The 16,910-nt window shown below is 59.8% G+C and carries 12 protein-coding genes; 5 read left to right on the top strand and 7 right to left on the bottom strand.

Annotation, left to right across the window (positions count from 1 at the left end; translation table 11 throughout):
• Nucleotides 1-1,193 precede the first annotated feature (1,193 nt).
• A complete protein-coding gene (gene guaA, locus AAAT03_RS09030) occupies nucleotides 1,194-2,792 on the bottom strand; it encodes a glutamine-hydrolyzing GMP synthase (RefSeq protein ID WP_035136929.1) in 1,599 nt (532 codons plus the stop codon).
• Nucleotides 2,793-3,060: 268 nt separating this feature from the next.
• Between guaA and AAAT03_RS09035 the strand changes: the two genes are divergently transcribed.
• Together AAAT03_RS09035 and AAAT03_RS09040 are read left to right on the top strand one after the other, a co-directional pair.
• Entirely contained in the window at nucleotides 3,061-4,074 is a 1,014-nt protein-coding gene (locus AAAT03_RS09035) for an asparaginase (protein ID WP_349103170.1), read from the top strand.
• Between the two features lie 616 nt (nucleotides 4,075-4,690).
• Complete coding sequence (locus AAAT03_RS09040; RefSeq protein ID WP_118267638.1) at nucleotides 4,691-5,080, top strand: hypothetical protein; 390 nt, start codon at nucleotides 4,691-4,693, stop codon at nucleotides 5,078-5,080.
• Between the two features lie 9 nt (nucleotides 5,081-5,089).
• On the opposite strand, the gene AAAT03_RS09045 is transcribed toward AAAT03_RS09040, so the two are convergent.
• The 6 genes from AAAT03_RS09045 to AAAT03_RS09070 all read right to left on the bottom strand — a co-directional run bounded on the left by AAAT03_RS09045 (nucleotide 5,090) and on the right by AAAT03_RS09070 (nucleotide 11,703).
• On the bottom strand, nucleotides 5,090-5,473 hold the full coding sequence (locus AAAT03_RS09045; RefSeq protein WP_089572786.1) for a DUF1648 domain-containing protein: 384 nt from the start codon (nucleotides 5,471-5,473) through the stop codon (nucleotides 5,090-5,092).
• Between the two features lie 11 nt (nucleotides 5,474-5,484).
• Nucleotides 5,485-6,561 carry a redox-regulated ATPase YchF gene (ychF, locus tag AAAT03_RS09050; RefSeq protein WP_089572784.1) on the bottom strand — a complete coding sequence of 359 codons (1,077 nt, stop codon included), beginning with the start codon at nucleotides 6,559-6,561 and terminating at the stop codon, nucleotides 5,485-5,487.
• Between the two features lie 114 nt (nucleotides 6,562-6,675).
• Nucleotides 6,676-7,929: a 4Fe-4S binding protein gene (locus AAAT03_RS09055; protein ID WP_089572782.1), complete on the bottom strand. Its 1,254-nt coding sequence runs from the start codon at nucleotides 7,927-7,929 to the stop codon at nucleotides 6,676-6,678.
• A 151-nt stretch (nucleotides 7,930-8,080) separates the two neighbouring features.
• Nucleotides 8,081-9,148 carry a glycerol dehydrogenase gene (locus AAAT03_RS09060; protein WP_117645896.1) on the bottom strand — a complete coding sequence of 356 codons (1,068 nt, stop codon included), beginning with the start codon at nucleotides 9,146-9,148 and terminating at the stop codon, nucleotides 8,081-8,083.
• Between the two features lie 147 nt (nucleotides 9,149-9,295).
• Nucleotides 9,296-10,396, bottom strand: coding sequence for a glycerol dehydrogenase (locus tag AAAT03_RS09065; protein WP_117635909.1), 1,101 nt, complete (start codon nucleotides 10,394-10,396; stop codon nucleotides 9,296-9,298).
• A gap of 83 nt (nucleotides 10,397-10,479) precedes the next feature.
• Complete coding sequence (locus tag AAAT03_RS09070) at nucleotides 10,480-11,703, bottom strand: iron-containing alcohol dehydrogenase (protein ID WP_089572776.1); 1,224 nt, start codon at nucleotides 11,701-11,703, stop codon at nucleotides 10,480-10,482.
• Between the two features lie 500 nt (nucleotides 11,704-12,203).
• Here AAAT03_RS09070 and AAAT03_RS09075 point away from each other — a divergent pair, with 500 nt between their 5' ends.
• The 3 genes from AAAT03_RS09075 to AAAT03_RS09085 are packed head-to-tail and all read left to right on the top strand — an operon-like array spanning nucleotide 12,204 to nucleotide 16,546.
• Nucleotides 12,204-13,280 carry a hypothetical protein gene (locus AAAT03_RS09075; RefSeq protein ID WP_089572774.1) on the top strand — a complete coding sequence of 359 codons (1,077 nt, stop codon included), beginning with the start codon at nucleotides 12,204-12,206 and terminating at the stop codon, nucleotides 13,278-13,280.
• Nucleotides 13,280-14,323, top strand: coding sequence for a hypothetical protein (locus AAAT03_RS09080; RefSeq protein WP_349103172.1), 1,044 nt, complete (start codon nucleotides 13,280-13,282; stop codon nucleotides 14,321-14,323). Before AAAT03_RS09075 ends, AAAT03_RS09080 begins: the two co-directional genes overlap by 1 nt.
• Nucleotides 14,324-14,368: 45 nt before the next feature.
• On the top strand, nucleotides 14,369-16,546 hold the full coding sequence (locus tag AAAT03_RS09085; RefSeq protein ID WP_349103173.1) for a MurT ligase domain-containing protein: 2,178 nt from the start codon (nucleotides 14,369-14,371) through the stop codon (nucleotides 16,544-16,546).
• Nucleotides 16,547-16,910: the final 364 nt, after the last annotated feature.

A 16,910-nucleotide genomic window follows, 5' to 3' on the forward strand; every position in this document is an offset into this window, starting at 1 on the left:
GTGCTCCTCGAATCTAATTCTCGATGCACGCGAACTTCTGCCAATTGGCGGCATGGCAACAATCCAGTTCATACTTGTAAGAGGTGTTGTCGTCGAGAGAGAGAAAACCTGTTGCTTCCTGTCGTTATGCCCACGTTGATTAGAGCGACGTCCGAAAAATGCACGGATCTCGAGTCTCGCTTAATTTCAAATAGAACTTTGGCATCTTCAGCGCCAATGAAACACTTCATCCATTTTTCATGAACGCGCCTTATTGGCTGAAATGGAATAGTGGAGATGTCACGTTTCGACAAAGTCTCTATGTCTTTGACTCAATTTCACGGATTTTGCCGTCATCGGTTCCCCTTTTTCCAACAAACACGAGCACTTCTTGTTCAATTTCAGGAAAGACAAGCACCTCGAATGTGAGCAAAGTAATACTCGAAAAATGTGTTGATAAAAACAATCGTAGGTCTTGCGCGTACGCAACTTGAATGACTTCGGCTGGAATAACAAAGGCCAGAGTTCCATCATTACGAAGCATATCGGTACAAGCGACTACAAATCCAACCCAAGCATTAACTAGCTTGTTTGACCAGCTTGTTTGCTTTCATGTTGTGCGAGGTCAATATCGAGGATAGGGAGAGCGCTGGGTGCTTTCGCGATACTGATACCTAATGTACGGAGGATTGCCAATTATGAGATCAAACTGCGAAGACTCATTCTTCCTGTAAAAGTCGAAAAAATCTTCATTTAGCACGGTCATGTTCTGGTGCTGAGAGTATCGATCTTCTTGGACATGCTCTGGATGATTCCGGCGTCCTTCAGCGCGGCCACTGGAAACAAAACACGGTCTCCGTCGGGTAGTGGCGGGCATGCAGGAGTTTGCATCAGCAACCCGTCTCCTCGGTTGCCCCTTGTCTGCATGGTCGTCTACATAAAGGGGGAATCAACCATGCAGATCAGCTTGTCGTCAACCCTGACTGTATATTACGATGGTCAATTTTGTGTTGGGTTGGCGAAGCGCGCCGAGGAGGGAAGGTACGATGCCGCGCGGAAGAGGTGGAGGAGCGTTTCGGGCGACGAACGCTGAGGCGCAATCAGAAGCATCGCGGGCATTGATGCCGACATTGACCCATATGCAGTAGCATGTGCAGCTTCAATTGAAACTGCACATGCTACCTGGTAATATAAAATAACCGAACGTATGTACGTTATTCCCACTCGATCGTCGCAGGCGGCTTGGACGTGATGTCGTAGCACACGCGGTTGGCGCCGGGGACCTCGGCAACGATGCGGCCGGAGATGCGGGCCAGCACGTCGTAGGGCAGCTTGGCCCAGTCGGCGGTCATGGCATCGCTGGACTCGACGGCACGCAGGATGATCGGGCGCTGATAAGTGCGCTCGTCACCCATAACGCCGACGGACTTGATGTCGGGCAGAACCGCAAAGTACTGCCAGCAGCTGTGCTCGGAGTTGCGCTCGCCGGTCTGCTCAAACAGACGCTGGTTGTAGGCGTCGAGCTCCTCGCGCACGATGGCGTCGGCGTTCTTGAGGATCTCGAGCTTTTCCTTGTCGACCGCGCCGATGATGCGGATGGCAAGACCCGGGCCCGGGAAGGGCTGGCGGAACACGATGTGGCCCGGCAGGCCCAGCGCCAGACCAAGTGCACGGACCTCGTCCTTAAAGAAGTGGTCGAGCGGCTCGATAAGGTCGAAGTGCACGCCCTCGGGGAACGGAATCAGGTTGTGGTGGCTCTTGATGGTGGCCGTCTTGCCGCCCGTCTTGCGAGCGCCGGACTCGATGATATCGGGGTAGATGGTGCCCTGAGCCAGGTACTTGACCGGCTTGCCATCGGTCTCGAGCTGCTGCGCCACGGCGAAGAACTCTTTCCAGAACTGCGTACCGATGATGCGACGCTTCTCCTCGGGCTCGGTCACGCCGGCCAGAAGCTCGGCATAACGGTCCTCGGCGTGGACGTGGATAAAGTCGACGTCAAACTGCTTGGTGAAGACCTCCTCCACCTGCTCGGGCTCGCCCTTGCGCAGCAGGCCGTGGTTGATGAACACGCAGGTCATCTGCTTGCCCACGGCGCGAGCGCCCAGCGCAGCCACGACGGAGGAGTCGACGCCACCGGACAGGGCCAGAATCACGCGGTCGTCGCCGACCTTCTCGCGGAACTCGGCCGTCATGGTCTCGACCAGGTTGTCCATGCTCCAGTTGGGCTCCAGGCCGCAGATCTCAAACAGGAAGTTGCTCAGCAGCTGCTGACCGTACTCGGAGTGCTTGACCTCGGGGTGGAACTGCGTGGTGAAGATTTTGCGCTCGACGCACTCCATGGCGGCAACCGGGCACACGTCGGTGCTGGCGGTAACGGTAAAGCCCTCGGGCACCTCGGAAACAGCGTCGCGATGGCTCATCCACACAGTCTGCTCCATGGGCGTGGAGTTAAAGAGCTTGGCGCCGGCAGTGCGCGTAATAGTGGCGCGGCCGTACTCGCCCACCTCGGAGTGCCCGACCTTGCCGCCGAGCGTCACGGCCGTGATCTGATGGCCGTAGCAGAAGCCCAGGACGGGAAGGCCCAGGTCAAAGATGGCAGGATCGATGGATGGAGCGTCCTCGGCGTACACGGAGGCCGGGCCGCCGGAAAGGATGAGCGCAGAGGCGTTCATCTCGCGAATCTCATCGGCCGAGATGTCGCAGGGAACGATCTCGGAATACACGTTGAGGTCGCGGACGCGACGGGCAATGAGCTGACCGTACTGCGCACCAAAGTCGAGTACGAGGACCTTTGCGGAAGCCTTTTGATCCATGGTTTCCCCCTCTTGTTGGCGGGGAGCCGGTGCCCACCCGCGTGAATGAACGAAAATAACTTCCATAGTGTACACGTTATATGGGGTTTCTCGTCCCTCGCGGCCATCAGCGCACGGCAAACGCACGACCTGGGCCCTTATTTGACGGCAATTGAAGTATTACTAAACATTACAGATGATGTATTACGTTTGAACATTGGACGCCCTGTGCCACAATACTGCCGAACGACTCCGCCCTTGCGGCGACAAAACCGATAGGAATACCAGCATGAAGCGCATCCTTCTCATCGCCACGGGCGGCACCATCGCATCGACCGAGGACGGCAATGGCCTCTCCCCCGCCCTGACCGGTGAGGAGCTCGCCCAGAGCGTCCCCGAGATCTCGGGCCTCTGCGAGCTCGACGTCGTGCAGCCCATGAACATCGACAGCACCAATATGCGCCCCAGTGACTGGATGCGCATCCGCGACGTCATCGTCGAGGGTTATGCCGACCACGACGGCTTCGTGATTCTGCACGGCACCGACACCATGAGCTACACCGCGGCGGCGCTTTCCTATCTGATTCAGGACAGCCCCAAGCCCATCGTACTCACCGGCTCGCAAAAGCCCATGGGCAATCCCTTTACCGACGCCAAGCTCAACCTGTACCAGAGCCTGCTCTATGCGCTCGACGAGCATTCGCACGACGTCTCGATTGTCTTTGGCGGCGTAGCCATTGCCGGCACGCGCGCCCGCAAGCAGCGCACCATGAGCTTTAACGCGTTCATTAGCGTCAACTATCCGCCCATTGCCTATATCCGCAACGACCGCATCGTTCGCAACGGACTCCACGGCACTCACCAGGACGAGAACCCGGTTCGTTTCTACGACAGCATCGACCCGCGCGTATTTGTACTCAAGCTTACGCCCGGCGTAAACCCGGGTATCCTGGACGCCCTTGCCGATAGCTACGACGCCGTGATTCTGGAGACCTTTGGCATTGGCGGTATTCCCGAGTTTGGCGAGTCCGGCGAGTCATTCCAGGAGACAATTTTCCGCTGGGTCGATTCGGGCCGCACCGTCGTTATGACCACGCAGGTCCCCGAAGAGGGCCTTGACCTGGGCGTTTATGAGGTCGGCCGTGCTTACGCCGATCATCCGGGCATTCTGCGCGGCGACGATATGACAACCGAGACGCTCGTGGCCAAAACCATGTGGGCACTCGGCCAGTCACGCGATGCCGCCGAGATCCAGCGCCTGTTCTACAGCCAAGTCAACCACGACCGCATCCCGATGGCGTAATCCCTAAGGCAGTTCCACTTATCGCAGCCTCAAACGACAGGTGGTCCCCCTCGGGCCGTGCAAAAATCGGAGTATTCTGCAATTTCTCCGCCGGAGGCGCAGAATCGGCTGATTGTTAGACAAACTTTTAGGACGAACGGGCCGTCTAGTAAATATTTATTCCTCATTTTTATTTATCGCGTGGATTAACTACTGTTAAAAAGGCAACGCCAGCCGCTCGGGCTACCATCTACGGCCGAACAGGTGCTGAATACTCGCGATTTTGCACATCGCAACCAGGGGGACCCGCCCAAAGAGCGTCAAATACAGCGGGGGAACGCCCTATTCGATACCCTCGAGAAGCTCTGACACCGTCATGCCAAGGGCGGGCGCGATCTTAAATAGAACCTTGAGCGTGAAATTTGCCGTCCCATCTTCGATTCGGTCGAGGTAGGGTCGGCTGATTCCTGTCGCCACACAAAAATCAACCTTGGAGATACCAAGGTCCCTGCGTGTCTCTTCGACCCGCCTGCCAAGAATCTGTTTAGCACGTTCGTCCATGCAGACGAGTTTGAAATGGAGCCGAACATAAACGTAAACTATAGTTTACGTTTTGCCGAATACACAGGAGTTTTCTATGTCGGGTTCTTCGGTCCGCACGTACCGAGCCACGCTTCGCACAAACAGCGCACCGCCCAAGCTCGTCGTCGTTGAAGCCGAATGCCTTTCGCCCGATGAGCGCACAGCATTTGCATTACTATCAAGTCGCGTCGCCGCCGTTCTGGTCCCTTGCCCGGCGCAAGGCGAACTTGCCATCCAATGCCAAGCGCACAGCTGCTCGCTCAATCAGGCTGCCGTAATCGCAACCAGCCAACGCGGCCTGCCGCTCCTTTTAGAAGCCGGTATCGCACTCGCCCTCCGCGGCTCCGGATACGAAAACGAGGCCGCCGCCGATATGGTCTTTAAACCACGATCGAGCGGCGGCCTCGCAGCAGCCATTGAATATGCGTGCAGGCTCGTTGCCTAAAAGGACAAGCTAGAAACCAAAGCCAAAGCCTGTTCCGGTAATAGCCGAGTACATAAAGTAGACGTTGATTACGTTGAGGAACACACCCGTGATGCAGCCGTTTCGCAGGTAGCGCTCGCACACGATGCGCGCCATGGCGGCGGAGTCATCATTGTTTTTAGCCTGACGTCCTGCCGTAAAGTACGTCGCCACGCTCAGCAGCAGGTTGAGCACCGGCAGTGCCAGCAGCTCGTAGCTCTTGCCCCAGCGCGTCACCTCACCGGCCGCGTTAAACTTCGTTGCCACCTCGGGACCAATGTTGGGGATAACACACGCTGCAACCACCAGCGGAATCACCGCAAGTACGAGCAACGCAATACCCATGTAGCCAGCTTTTTTGCCATATTTAAACATATGCGTCGTCCTTACACGTTAAAGCGGAAGTGCACGACGTCGCCATCGGCCATGACATACTCTTTGCCCTCGATACGCAGCTTGCCGGCGGCCTTGGCGCCCTGCTCGCCACCGAGCTCGATGTAATCGTCGTAGCCAATGACCTCGGCCTTAATAAAGCCGCGCTCAAAGTCGGTGTGGATGACGCCGGCGGCCTGCGGAGCGGTTGCGCCCTGACGAACCGTCCAGGCCTTGACCTCCATCTCACCAGCCGTAAAGAACGACTGCAGGCCAAGCAGCTTGTAGGCGGCCTGCGCGAGCACGTCCAGGCCGGGCTGCTCCAGGCCCAGGCTCTCCAGGTAGTCGGCAGCGTCCTCGGGATCGAGCTCGGAAAGCTCGGCCTCAATCTTGGCGCAGATCGGCAGCGGCTTGACGCCATCGATGGGCGCCAGGTCCTCGTTGAGCATATCCTCGTCCACGTTGGCCACATACAGGATGGGCTTCATGGTGAGCAGGAACAGGCCCTTGGCGGCGGCGCGCTCCTCGTCAGTCATCTCCATGGATGCGGCGCGCTTGCCCTCGTTGAGCCAGGCAAGCAGACGCTTGGCGACCTCAAACTTGGGCATGAGCTCCTTGTCGCGCTTGGCCTCCTTCTCGAGCTTGGGCAGCTGCTTCTCGAGCGTGCCCATGTCGGCCAGGATGAGCTCGGTCATGATGGTGTCGGCATCGCCGGCGGGATCGACGAACTCGCCGGTGCGGCCCACCTCACGCATGACGTTGGGGTCCTTAAAGTAGCGCACGACCTCGCAGATGGCGTCGGTCTCGCGGATGTTTGCCAAGAACTGGTTGCCCAGACCCTCGCCCTCGTTAGCGCCCTTCACCAGACCTGCGATGTCGACGAACTCGACCGTAGCCGGCACAATGCGACCCGGGTTGACGATGTCGGCGAGCTTTTGCAGGCGGCTATCGGGCACATCGACGATACCCACGTTGGGGTCGATCGTGGCGAACGGGTAGTTGGCGGCAAGGCCGGTCTTTTTGGTAAGCGCGGTGAACAGCGTCGACTTGCCCACGTTGGGCAGGCCCACGATACCGATGGAAAGGGACACGACAGCTCCTTTTGATACAGGTACTTCAAACTGCATAAGTATAGCGCCGCCGCAGCATCCAGGCGAACCCGGACGCCACGGCGGCGCAAATGAAGCAGAGATAGGGGTCGCTGACTAGTCTGCGAGCTTTTCCACCTGATCGAGCATCTTATCGAGCTTGGCCTTTGCCTCGGCCTTGACCTTCTCGGCCTCCTCGTGAGCCTTCGCCTTCTGGGCGGCCTTTTCCTCGGCCTCGGGATCGGCGACGACCAGATTGGACGCATCGTGTTCGACCAGCTTGAGCGCATGTTCGGGACAAACCTTGACGCAGGCTCCGCAACCCAAACAATACGTGGACTCCAGTGCAAAGCGACCGCTTCCCACCAAATCGCAGGCGGACGTGGGACACGCGTTAACGCACTCGCCGCACGACGTGCACTTGTCAAAATCGCACTCCGGCGTGCTCACCTGCATGTTCTGGGCAAGCTCGGGGTGGTTTTGCAGCGTCGAGAGCACCAGCTGGCGCCCATGGGTGAGCGAACGGCGACGCTTGGTCGTCGTGGTGCCGCACATGGTGTTGAGCGTGCGCTCCAGCTGGGTGATCTGATGGCGATGGGCTTTGAGCTTCTGCGTCACCGAAGCCAGTGCCGCCGTCGCCGGATTGAGTTTGGTCACGGTCAGGCCCGTGGTACGGGCGATCTTTTCCATGTATTCCTTGCGCTCGTACTCGCGGCGCTTATGGCATTTGAGGCTCTTGGGGTCGACCTCCAGGCCCATACCCGTACCAGCCCATTCCTCGGCCTTCGCAATCGCCTCGCCCAGCATGTCCTCGCCACCGGTGTTGCGGCATTTATCGCACACGCCCAGCGGCAGATACACACTCACGTTGGGATAGTCGGCCAGCACCGAGAACCAGGTCTCGGCTGTAATATCGCCCACGCAGGCAACGACGACCTCGTTCTCGCGCGGCATGCGCTTAAGGGCGCGCGTGCAGGTAACGTAGGCGGTCTCGTGACTTGTAGCCGCCGAGACAATGTCGTCATACAGGTTTTTGGGCGCCAGGCGCGGCGAGATGATCGCCTCAGTCGGACAGGCAGCGGCGCACAGGCCACACTTGCGACAGGAATCGAGGATCTCGATGGCATCTTCCTCGACCTCGATGGCGTTGACCGGGCACACGTCCATGCACGCGGTGCAGCCACTCTTTTCGTTTTTGCAGGTCAAGCACGGAATGGTGTTGCCGCGCGGACGCTCCTTGTAGTCAGCAGGATTCCACTGCGGCGCCGACGGATCGAGCGCATCGGTCACACCGCCAAGCGGGTTTTTAAGAAAGTCGAAACCCTTGCTGATCTCGATAATGTCATCAAACAGATCGTGTTCCTGCGCCATGCGCGGCCCCTCCCTGAGCAGTGCAAACAAGCAAGAGATAATGATACGCTATCGGCCCACGCCTCGGGCAAATTACACGCGGAGCATCTTTGCGGCAAATAGCCCATGGCCTATCGCCGCCTCGATTGCACAAGGCCAATCAAGCGCCAAACTATGCCTCGCACATGAGCTGCACGAGCTTTTGCCTGGTCACCTTTGTCTGTTCGTTGGCCATGTTGCGCTCGTTCTTAAAAGTTGCGTCAGCAACGCTCAGCAAATCGGCATCGGTAATCTCATCAAGCCCCAGCTCCTCAAGCGTCGTCGGCAGACCGACGCGCTGGCAAAACTCGAGCACCTGATCAAGCTCGGGTGCACGCTCCAGGCGCAGCTGCACCACCAGACCAAATGCCACGGCCTCACCATGCATGGCCTTGCACTCGGGCAGAATCGTCAGCCCGTTGGCGATGGCATGCGCCAACGCCAAGCCGCCACTCTCAAAGCCGACACCCGAGAGCAAAATATTGCACTCGATCAGGCGTTCAACCGCTGGCGACGTACGCCCCTTTTTGAGATCGCGCTTGGCAGCGACACCGCACTCCATAAGTGTGTCGTAGCAGGCACGAGCCGCAACCAGAGCCAAGTGCCCCGGCGCGCCACCGTGCTCGTTGGCGCCGTGCGCCGCGGCGCACGAACGCGCCTCGAAGTACGTTGCCAGCGCATCGCCCATACCAGCGACCGTCATACGCAGTGGGGCCGCTGCGACCACGTTGGTATCGACCACGACCAGATCTGGATTCTTCTCGAGCATCAGGTAGCGGTCGAACGACCCATCCTCGTGATACAGCACCGAAATCGCGCTGCACGGACCATCCATTGAGGCCGCCGTGGGACATACGCACAACGGCAACTCGGCATAAAACGCTACTGCCTTGGCGATATCGAGCATCTTGCCACCGCCAATACCCACCACCATGTCGCAATACTCAGCCTGGGCTTCCTTAGCCATTTCGGCAACAGCCTCTTCCGTACACGGACCGTTGTAAATTTTAAAGAACGGCTCGCTTAGATCGTCGTCCAGAAATCCATCGACAATCTGCCTGCACAGCCGATCCTCGGTGCCCTGGTCAAACAAGACATAGGCAGCGCAGCCCAACCATGACAAATACCTGCCCTGACGCGAAAGTTCGCCCGGCCCCTGAACATACCGACCGGGACCGCCGTAAACCATAGGAAGCGCCATACGAGAATCCGCCCTTCATCAAACAACGATTGGTGCAAAGTAACCTGACCCCTTTGCACCAACTTGGTGCGATGGGGTCAGGTTGGTTTGCACCATAGCAAAAAGGGGCAAAGCCGTCTGCTGGCTTTGCCCCTTCCTTAGCTTGATTTACTCATCCATAAGGTAGTAGTGACCCAGCGCGTCGGCACCCAGGATGGCGTTTGCGACCATCTCGGGCGTCACCTCAAACGGCATGTTGCACATGGTGTCATCGGGCGCGCAGGCGGCCTCGGCAACAATCATGGCCTGCTCGCGCGTAAGCTCGGCAACGCCAAGTTCCTTCATCGTGACCGGCAGGCCCAGCTCAATGCAGAAGCCCAAGACTTCCTCGAGTTTCTCAGTCGGAGCATCCTCGAGTACCAGCTGAACGATGGTGCCAAAGGCGACCTTCTCGCCGTGATACATGCCGTGGCACTCGGGCAGCATCGTCAGGCCATTGTGGATGGCATGAGCAGCAGCAAGGCCCGAGCTCTCAAAGCCAATGCCCGAAAGCAGCGTATTGGCCTCGATGATATGCTCGACGGCAGGCGTGAGCGCACCCTTCTCCAGCGCGACCTTGGCCTTGACGCCATCGGCCATAAGCGTCTCGTAGCAGAGCTTGGCAAGCGCCAGACCGGCCATGCCGCCTTTGCCACCAGCGCAGGTGCCACCGTCGGCATCGTGCGTCGCCTGGGCCTCAAAGTAGGTTGCGAGCGCATCGCCCATACCTGCCACCGTCAGGCGTACCGGGCTCGCCGCGATAACCGTCGTATCCATAAGAACGATATTGGGGTTCGCCTTAAGGAACAGGTACTTATCGAACTGGCCGTCATCGGTATAGAGCACGGAGAGCGCCGAGCACGGGGCATCGGTCGAAGCGATGGTGGGGCAAATGATGACCGGGGACTCCAGGTAGTAGGCGACGGCCTTGGCGGTGTCGAGGATCTTGCCGCCACCGACGCCGACGATGATGTCGCAGCCGTTGTCGCGCGCGAGCGCAACCAGGCGATCGACCTCGCTCTTGGAGCACTCGCCGTTAAAGTCCTCAAACAGCAACTCGGCCTTAGCCTCGGCAAAACCACCCTCGATCTTGGCACCGACGCGCTTCTTGCCCGAAGGCGTCACGATGACGAGGGCCTTAGCGCCGAGCGGCTCGACATAGGAGCCGAGCTTGGCGAGCTCGTCCGGACCCTGGATGTACTTGCTGGGGCTATTGAAAATTGCAGCCATAACTATCCCATTCTCTAAAAGAAAAAAGAAAGGGGCTCCGTACGGATACGTGCGGAGCCCCTCGTTACGATAACAAGAGTCGATTAGAAATCGATGTCGGTGTCGTAGTAGCAGGCCTTGAGGATCTTCTCGAAGTCGGCAGCCTTGGTCTCACGCGGGTTCTCGGGCGTACAGGCGTCGGTCTCGGCGTTCGCAGCGATCTCGGGCAGCTTGGCGAGGAACTCCTCCTCGGAAACCATCTGCGGGTTCTCGGCGTCGACCTTCACGCCACCATTCGCGTAATCCTTGATGGACTGCGGAATGTTGAGCTGGTCGTTGAGGTCGCGAATCTTCTGGACGAGCGCAGCGATGAGCTCCTCGTTGGTCTCGCCGGGAAGGTGCAGGATCTCCTTGGCCACGTAAGCGTAACGCTCAGCAGCACGCGGGTCCTTGGAGTTCCACTGGATAACCTTGCCCAGGTACATGGCGTTAGCGGCACCGTGGATGATGTGGCCGTTCTCGAAGGCAGCACCGGTCTTGTGAGCCATGGAGTGAACGATGCCGAGCAGGCCCGAGGAGAAGGCGATACCGGCGATGCACTGAGCCTCGTGCATGTGCTGACGGGCCTCATGGTCGCCAGCATAGGACTTGGGCAGCCACTCGACGATCTCGCGGATGCCGTGCAGGGCGTTGGCGTCGGTGAACATAGAGGCGCAGGTGGAAACGTAGGCCTCCATGCAGTGGGTCAGAGCATCCATGCCGGTGTGAGCGCACAGCTTGGCGGGCATGGTGTAGGTGAGCTCGGGGTCGACGATGGCGACATCAGGGGTGATGTTGAAGTCGGCCAGCGGGTACTTGATGCCCTTGGCGTAGTCGGTAATGACGGAGAACGCGGTGACCTCGGTAGCGGTGCCGGAGGTAGAGGAGATGGCGCAGAAATGAGCCTTCTGACGCAGCTCCGGGAAGCTGAACGGCTGGATGATGTTATCGAAGGACTCCTCGGGATACTCGTAGAAGACCCACATGGCCTTAGCGGCATCGATGGGCGAGCCGCCACCGATGGCGATAATCCAGTCGGGCTCGAACTCGCGCATGGCCTCGGCGCCCTTCATGACCGTCTCGATGGACGGGTCGGACTCGACGCCCTCGAACAGCTTGACCTCGAAACCGCCTTCCTTAAGGTCGTTCTCGACGTCCTGCAGGAACCCGCCGCGGCGCATAGAGCTGCCGCCAGAAACGATGATGGCCTTCTTGCCCTTGAGGTTCTTCACCTCGTGGCGAGCGCCCTCACCAAAGTACAGATCGCGAGGATTGGTAAAACGTCCCATACTGTGCCTCCTAAACAAGCCCCTCTTAGACTTGCGTATATAACGGAGCACCCAATTGGCTCCGTTAGGACCGGTTTGCGCGTTGCCGGCGATGACAATGCGCGATGTCTAAACGTCTCAACGCTCAGACAAACACTATTTTACCGTTCTGGTTGGTCAGTTATTCACCTAAAGCCGCCAATGATGAAACGTTTTTTCTATCCCTGAAGACCCTTGTGCGGCATTCATACTCCCAAGCTGGGCAAACGTTTTATCAAGGTTGACTACATATCCTGGGCAGGACTGTGCCCCTCCAAAATATGCACCGTTCGCCGCCAAAAATCGACCGTTTGCGGCACCGTGATACCACTCGGTCGTCCAAGGTGCCGACATTTGTGCGACATCCGTCTTCGTGGTGCAAAGGTGCAAGTCCAAGTGCGACACCCCCGGTGTGCCACATGCGGGTAAACTAGAACCTTATATAGAGACATTTGAACCCTAACCGCAGCAAAGGAGGCCCCATGGCATTCGATCCCATTCAAGAGGATTGCCATCGCCTCGTTCTTGAGGCCTTGCGCCGCGACAATATCCCGCTCACCGATGGCACCGCCGTAGAGCGTCTGATGGAACAATTCACCCGCAACCCCGCGCCGCTCATCGTGCATGATCGCGACCGCGCCGGACATCTGATTGCCAAGGTGGTCGAGGCTGTCGACTACCGCATTCCCTTTATCCCCGACGATGCCCAAGCCGAGCAGGAAGAGGCCGCTGCCGAGAACATGCTTCGCGAGGCCGCCGCGCTCGATCCGACCAACTGGGATGCCCAGCGCATGCTGACGGCCCTCACCGCCGACTCCAACGAGGAATACGTACAGTACCTGGTATCCAAGCGCGATGAAGTCGAGCATGACCTGGCGTTCAAGATCGCCTCGGCGCAGGACCCCTATGAGCGCGAGGCCGCGGGCGACCTTATGCGCCGCCCCTACCTGCGCTGGCTTGCCGCCCTTGCATCGCGCGCCCTCATTAGCGGACGCTATCGCATGTCGCTCGAAGCTGCAAACCGCAGCCTCGACTTTGCCCCCAACGATCCGGCCGGCGTCCGCCACACCGCGATGCTCGCCATGGCGAAGCTCGAATACCCTGCCGAGGAGCTCAAGCGCTTTCGCTCTGCCCACTCCGTCCCCTATCTCGCCAACACGCCGCTGCGTCGTCGTCCCAAGGACGCGGAGCGCGACTTGGACCCGTGGACGCTCATCGCACTGATGAGCGCAGCCTGGCGCGAGCTGGACTACGAGGGTGCCGAGCACTACTTGCGCATCCTTGCACGCTCGTGCCCGCACGCGGCCGAGGCACTCTACTTCCAAACCGAGTTTCCCGATGGCGTCTATGCCCGCGTCAACGTGGGTGTGGGCTCTACCGACGAGCTTGTCCTTGCGCTGTCCGAGGCGACGCCGGTACTGCAGGAGGGCTTGGGCGCCCCCGACAACGCCAGCTTCGCCGCCTGGGTCGCCACCAACGATATCGTGCGTTCCCAGATCGACGAGCGCATCCTGCGGGCGGCCGAGCAGGGCCTGCCGTTTAAGGGAGGAGACCTCTAATGGATCCGAGCGTCTACATCCCCGCCTACCTGGAGCGCGCCTACGTTGCGTCGCACCCCGAACTCACCGATGCAGCACGCGAACTTGTCCATAACGACGTGAGCGTTAACCCTCAAAAGTACGCGCAGACCGAGCATGCGCAGGCGCTGCTTTCCTATGCCGGCGTGCATCGTCATTTGCTCGACGAGCTCCATCGCATCGAGGACATGGGCAGCGACGAGGAGTTTGAGCAGACGCGCAACCGCCTGTTCGACGATATGCGCGATGAGCTGCTCAAGATCGTTCGCGTCGATGCGCTGGCGGTCGATGCCCAGCTGCTCGCCATCATTTTGGCGGACACACCCGTCGACGCCTGCCTGGGCGACCTGATGAAGCTCGAAGCGACCACGACCGATTACCTGCGGCAAAGCGTGCCCGGGTTCGACATGGAGGCCCCACACTACTGGGCCAACAGAGTGCTGGCAGACGGCGTGACAGCTGCCGACCTCACCGTAAGCGAGCCGGCTTTAATCGGGTGGCTCCACACGCTCGAGGCCATCTCGCAGCTGTGCATGGCGAGCGCTCGTTACCGTGCTGCCGCCAACTATGCCCGCCGCGTTCTTAAGGCGGAAGGCTATCCCACCCGAGCTGCAGGCACCGTGCTACTCGCCCTCGCTCGCCTGGAAGACGAGGACGGCTTTTTTGCCCTGGCCCACCAGCTCGAGGAACAGATGGGGGCCGATGTCCTCGAGGATTCCCCCTGGTACCTACTCGCCCGCACGATCCTGTTGTTCAAAACAAACAAGATACGCCCGGCGACACGCGCGCTGCGCGAGTTTGCCAACCGCTGCGAGGGCGGCGCGTTCTTTTTGCTGAATCCCATGTATCAGACGCCGTACCTTCCCTGCCGGCCCGAACCGCACGACCCCTGGGACCTTTCGCATCAGGCAGTTTGGGAGGCCGACGGCATCATCTCGGATACTCCCGACTTTGCCCCCTGGGCCAACGCCTGCGACGACGTATCGCAGCTTGCCCAGGAATTTGCGCGCCGTTACGGCTTTTAACGGCACAATCGCCACGACCATGTCATTTACGTTAGGAACGACTTCATGAACTTCCGCTCATCTCTCGCCTGCACCTCGAGCGATATCGCCCGCTGGGGGCTGCGCTCTGTCCTCAAACGCCAGGGCGGCGTACTTCCAGGCCGCATCGCCATGAAGATCAACCCCGAGCTGCTAAGCGACCTCGCGAGCCTGGTCGACCGCAGCGTGGTGATCACCGGCACCAACGGCAAGACCACCACCTCCAACCTCATCGCCGATGCCGTTGCCGCCAGCGGCGCCACCGTGGTATGCAACCGCGCCGGCAACAACATGGAGCCGGGCGTGGTGGGCGCGTTGCTCGAGGCGCGCGGCAACCTTAAGCGAACGGCCAGCAGCAAGCGCGTAGGCATCTTTGAGTGCGACGAGCTCTACACGGTGCGCGTCCTGCCCAAGCTCAAGCCGACCTACTTTGTGCTGCTCAACCTGTTCCGCGACCAGCTGGACCGCTACGGCGAGATCGACCACACCCAGGACGTCATCGCCCACGCGCTGGAGCTTTCGCCGGCAACGACGCTCATCTACAACGCCGACGATCCGCTGTGCGCCTCGATCGCCGCACGCGTCCCCAACACGAGCATCGCCTTTGGCATCGACGGTGCCACGGGCACCGAGTCCGATCGCATTAGCGACTCGCGTTTTTGCTCACAGTGCAACGCGCCGCTGGAGTACGACTATGTGCAGTACGGCCAGCTCGGCGCCTATCATTGTCCTTCGTGCGGTTGGGGTCGTCCCGCGCTGGTCCGTCGCGTGACAGGCGTTGAGCTCACCTGCAGTGGCTACGACTTTGACCTGAACTTTGGACCCGATACCGACGCACCTGCAACGCACATCGTCACGCGCTACAACGGCCTGTACATGGTCTACAACGTTGCCGCCGCCTTCTTTGCGGCGCGCGAGCTGGGCGTGGACGCGGCACATCTGCAGCCAACGCTCGATGCCTACGTCCCCGCCGGCGGACGCATGGGCCGCTGGGAGATCGCCGGCCGTACCGTCGAGGCAAACCTGGCCAAAAATCCCGTGGGCTTCGATCGCCAGATTCAGTCCATTAAAACGGCAGGCGGCAGGCTCTGCGCCTTCTTCCTGAACGACAACGACGCCGACGGTCACGATGTCTCGTGGATCTACGACGTCGATTTCGAGCGCATCGCCGATACCCCAGGGCTTGTCGCCTTTGCCGGTGGCACGCGCGCGCACGATATGCAGGTACGCCTCAAGTATGCCGGCATCGACGCCGCTATCATCTCGAATATCGAGCAGGCGATCGGCGCCGTAGCAGACGAGGAGGCTGGCGACACTTTCTATGCCGTCGCCAACTACACGGCCTTCCCGCCGCTGGTCAAGGAGCTCGACGGGCTTAAGAGCACCGATGCGAGCTCGGTTGCCTCCCACGCCGTAACGCGCGCCGATGGCGGCGCTGTCCCCACCGACATTGTGCCGGTCGAGCTCTCGCGTCCGCTGCGCATCGTCTACCTGTATCCCGATGCCCTCAACCTCTATGGCGACGGCGGCAACGTCATCGCCCTCGAGCGCCGCTGCGCCTGGCGCGGCATTCCCGTGCGCGTGGACGAGATCCGCATGGGCGAGACGCTCGATCTTACCGACGCCGATTTCGTCATGATGGGCGGTGGCTCCGACCGCGACCAGTTGGCTGTGGCACACGAGCTGCTCGCTCAAAAAGACAAGGTCGCGGCCTATGTTGAGGATGGCGGCTCGCTGCTCGCTATCTGCGGCAGCTATCAGCTGCTCGGCCGTTCGTACTATATGGGCGAGAATCGCATCGAGGGCCTGGGCGTCGTTGCCGCCGAAACCGTGCGAGGCTCCGATCGCCTGATCGGCAACGTCGCCGTCAAAACCGACCTGGCACCCGAGCCCTTTGTGGGATTCGAGAACCACGGCGGCCGCACCCTGCTCGATGCAGAGGCCACGCCGCTCGGAACGTCCGTCGTCACGGGTACCGGCAACAACGGCGACGATGGCTTTGAGGGCCTCATCTACAAGGGCGTCATCGGCACGTACCTGCATGGACCGGCACTGCCCAAGAACCCCGAGCTCGCCGATTGGCTGATCGCCCACGCCCTCGAGCGCCGCGGCGACGCACGGGCCGCCGCCCTGCTGCCGCTCAGGCCCCTCGACGACACCTACGAGCGCGCCGCCCACGACGCCGCGATGAAGCTCCTCCCCTAGCACCTCACCATCACAAAGGGGACAGGCACCTTTGTGGTGGTTTTGACCAGCCACGGTAGTTTGTCTCGATCAGTAACATTTAGACCGTTAAAAGTCGTCGTACCGTTACAGATCGAGATGTTCGTCCTGACACCCGCCGTCTGTCTCGATCTGTAACAGATAGAGCCGATTTGCCCGCCCAGATGTTACAGATTGAGATATTTGAAAATCGGAATAGAAGCCTGCTCCTGTGTGGTAGGTTGATTTTCAATCTCAACGCAACAGTCTGAACGGACCCCGCGTTTCCGCAGCTAGCGCAACGCGGAAATAGCCCCCGGCACCTGGCTATCGCCTCGTTTCCGCAGGTGGAGAGGCTATGGAGGCC

This window comes from Collinsella sp. CLA-AA-H167 (assembly GCF_040095305.1).
Taxonomy (GTDB): Bacteria; Actinomycetota; Coriobacteriia; order Coriobacteriales; family Coriobacteriaceae; genus Collinsella.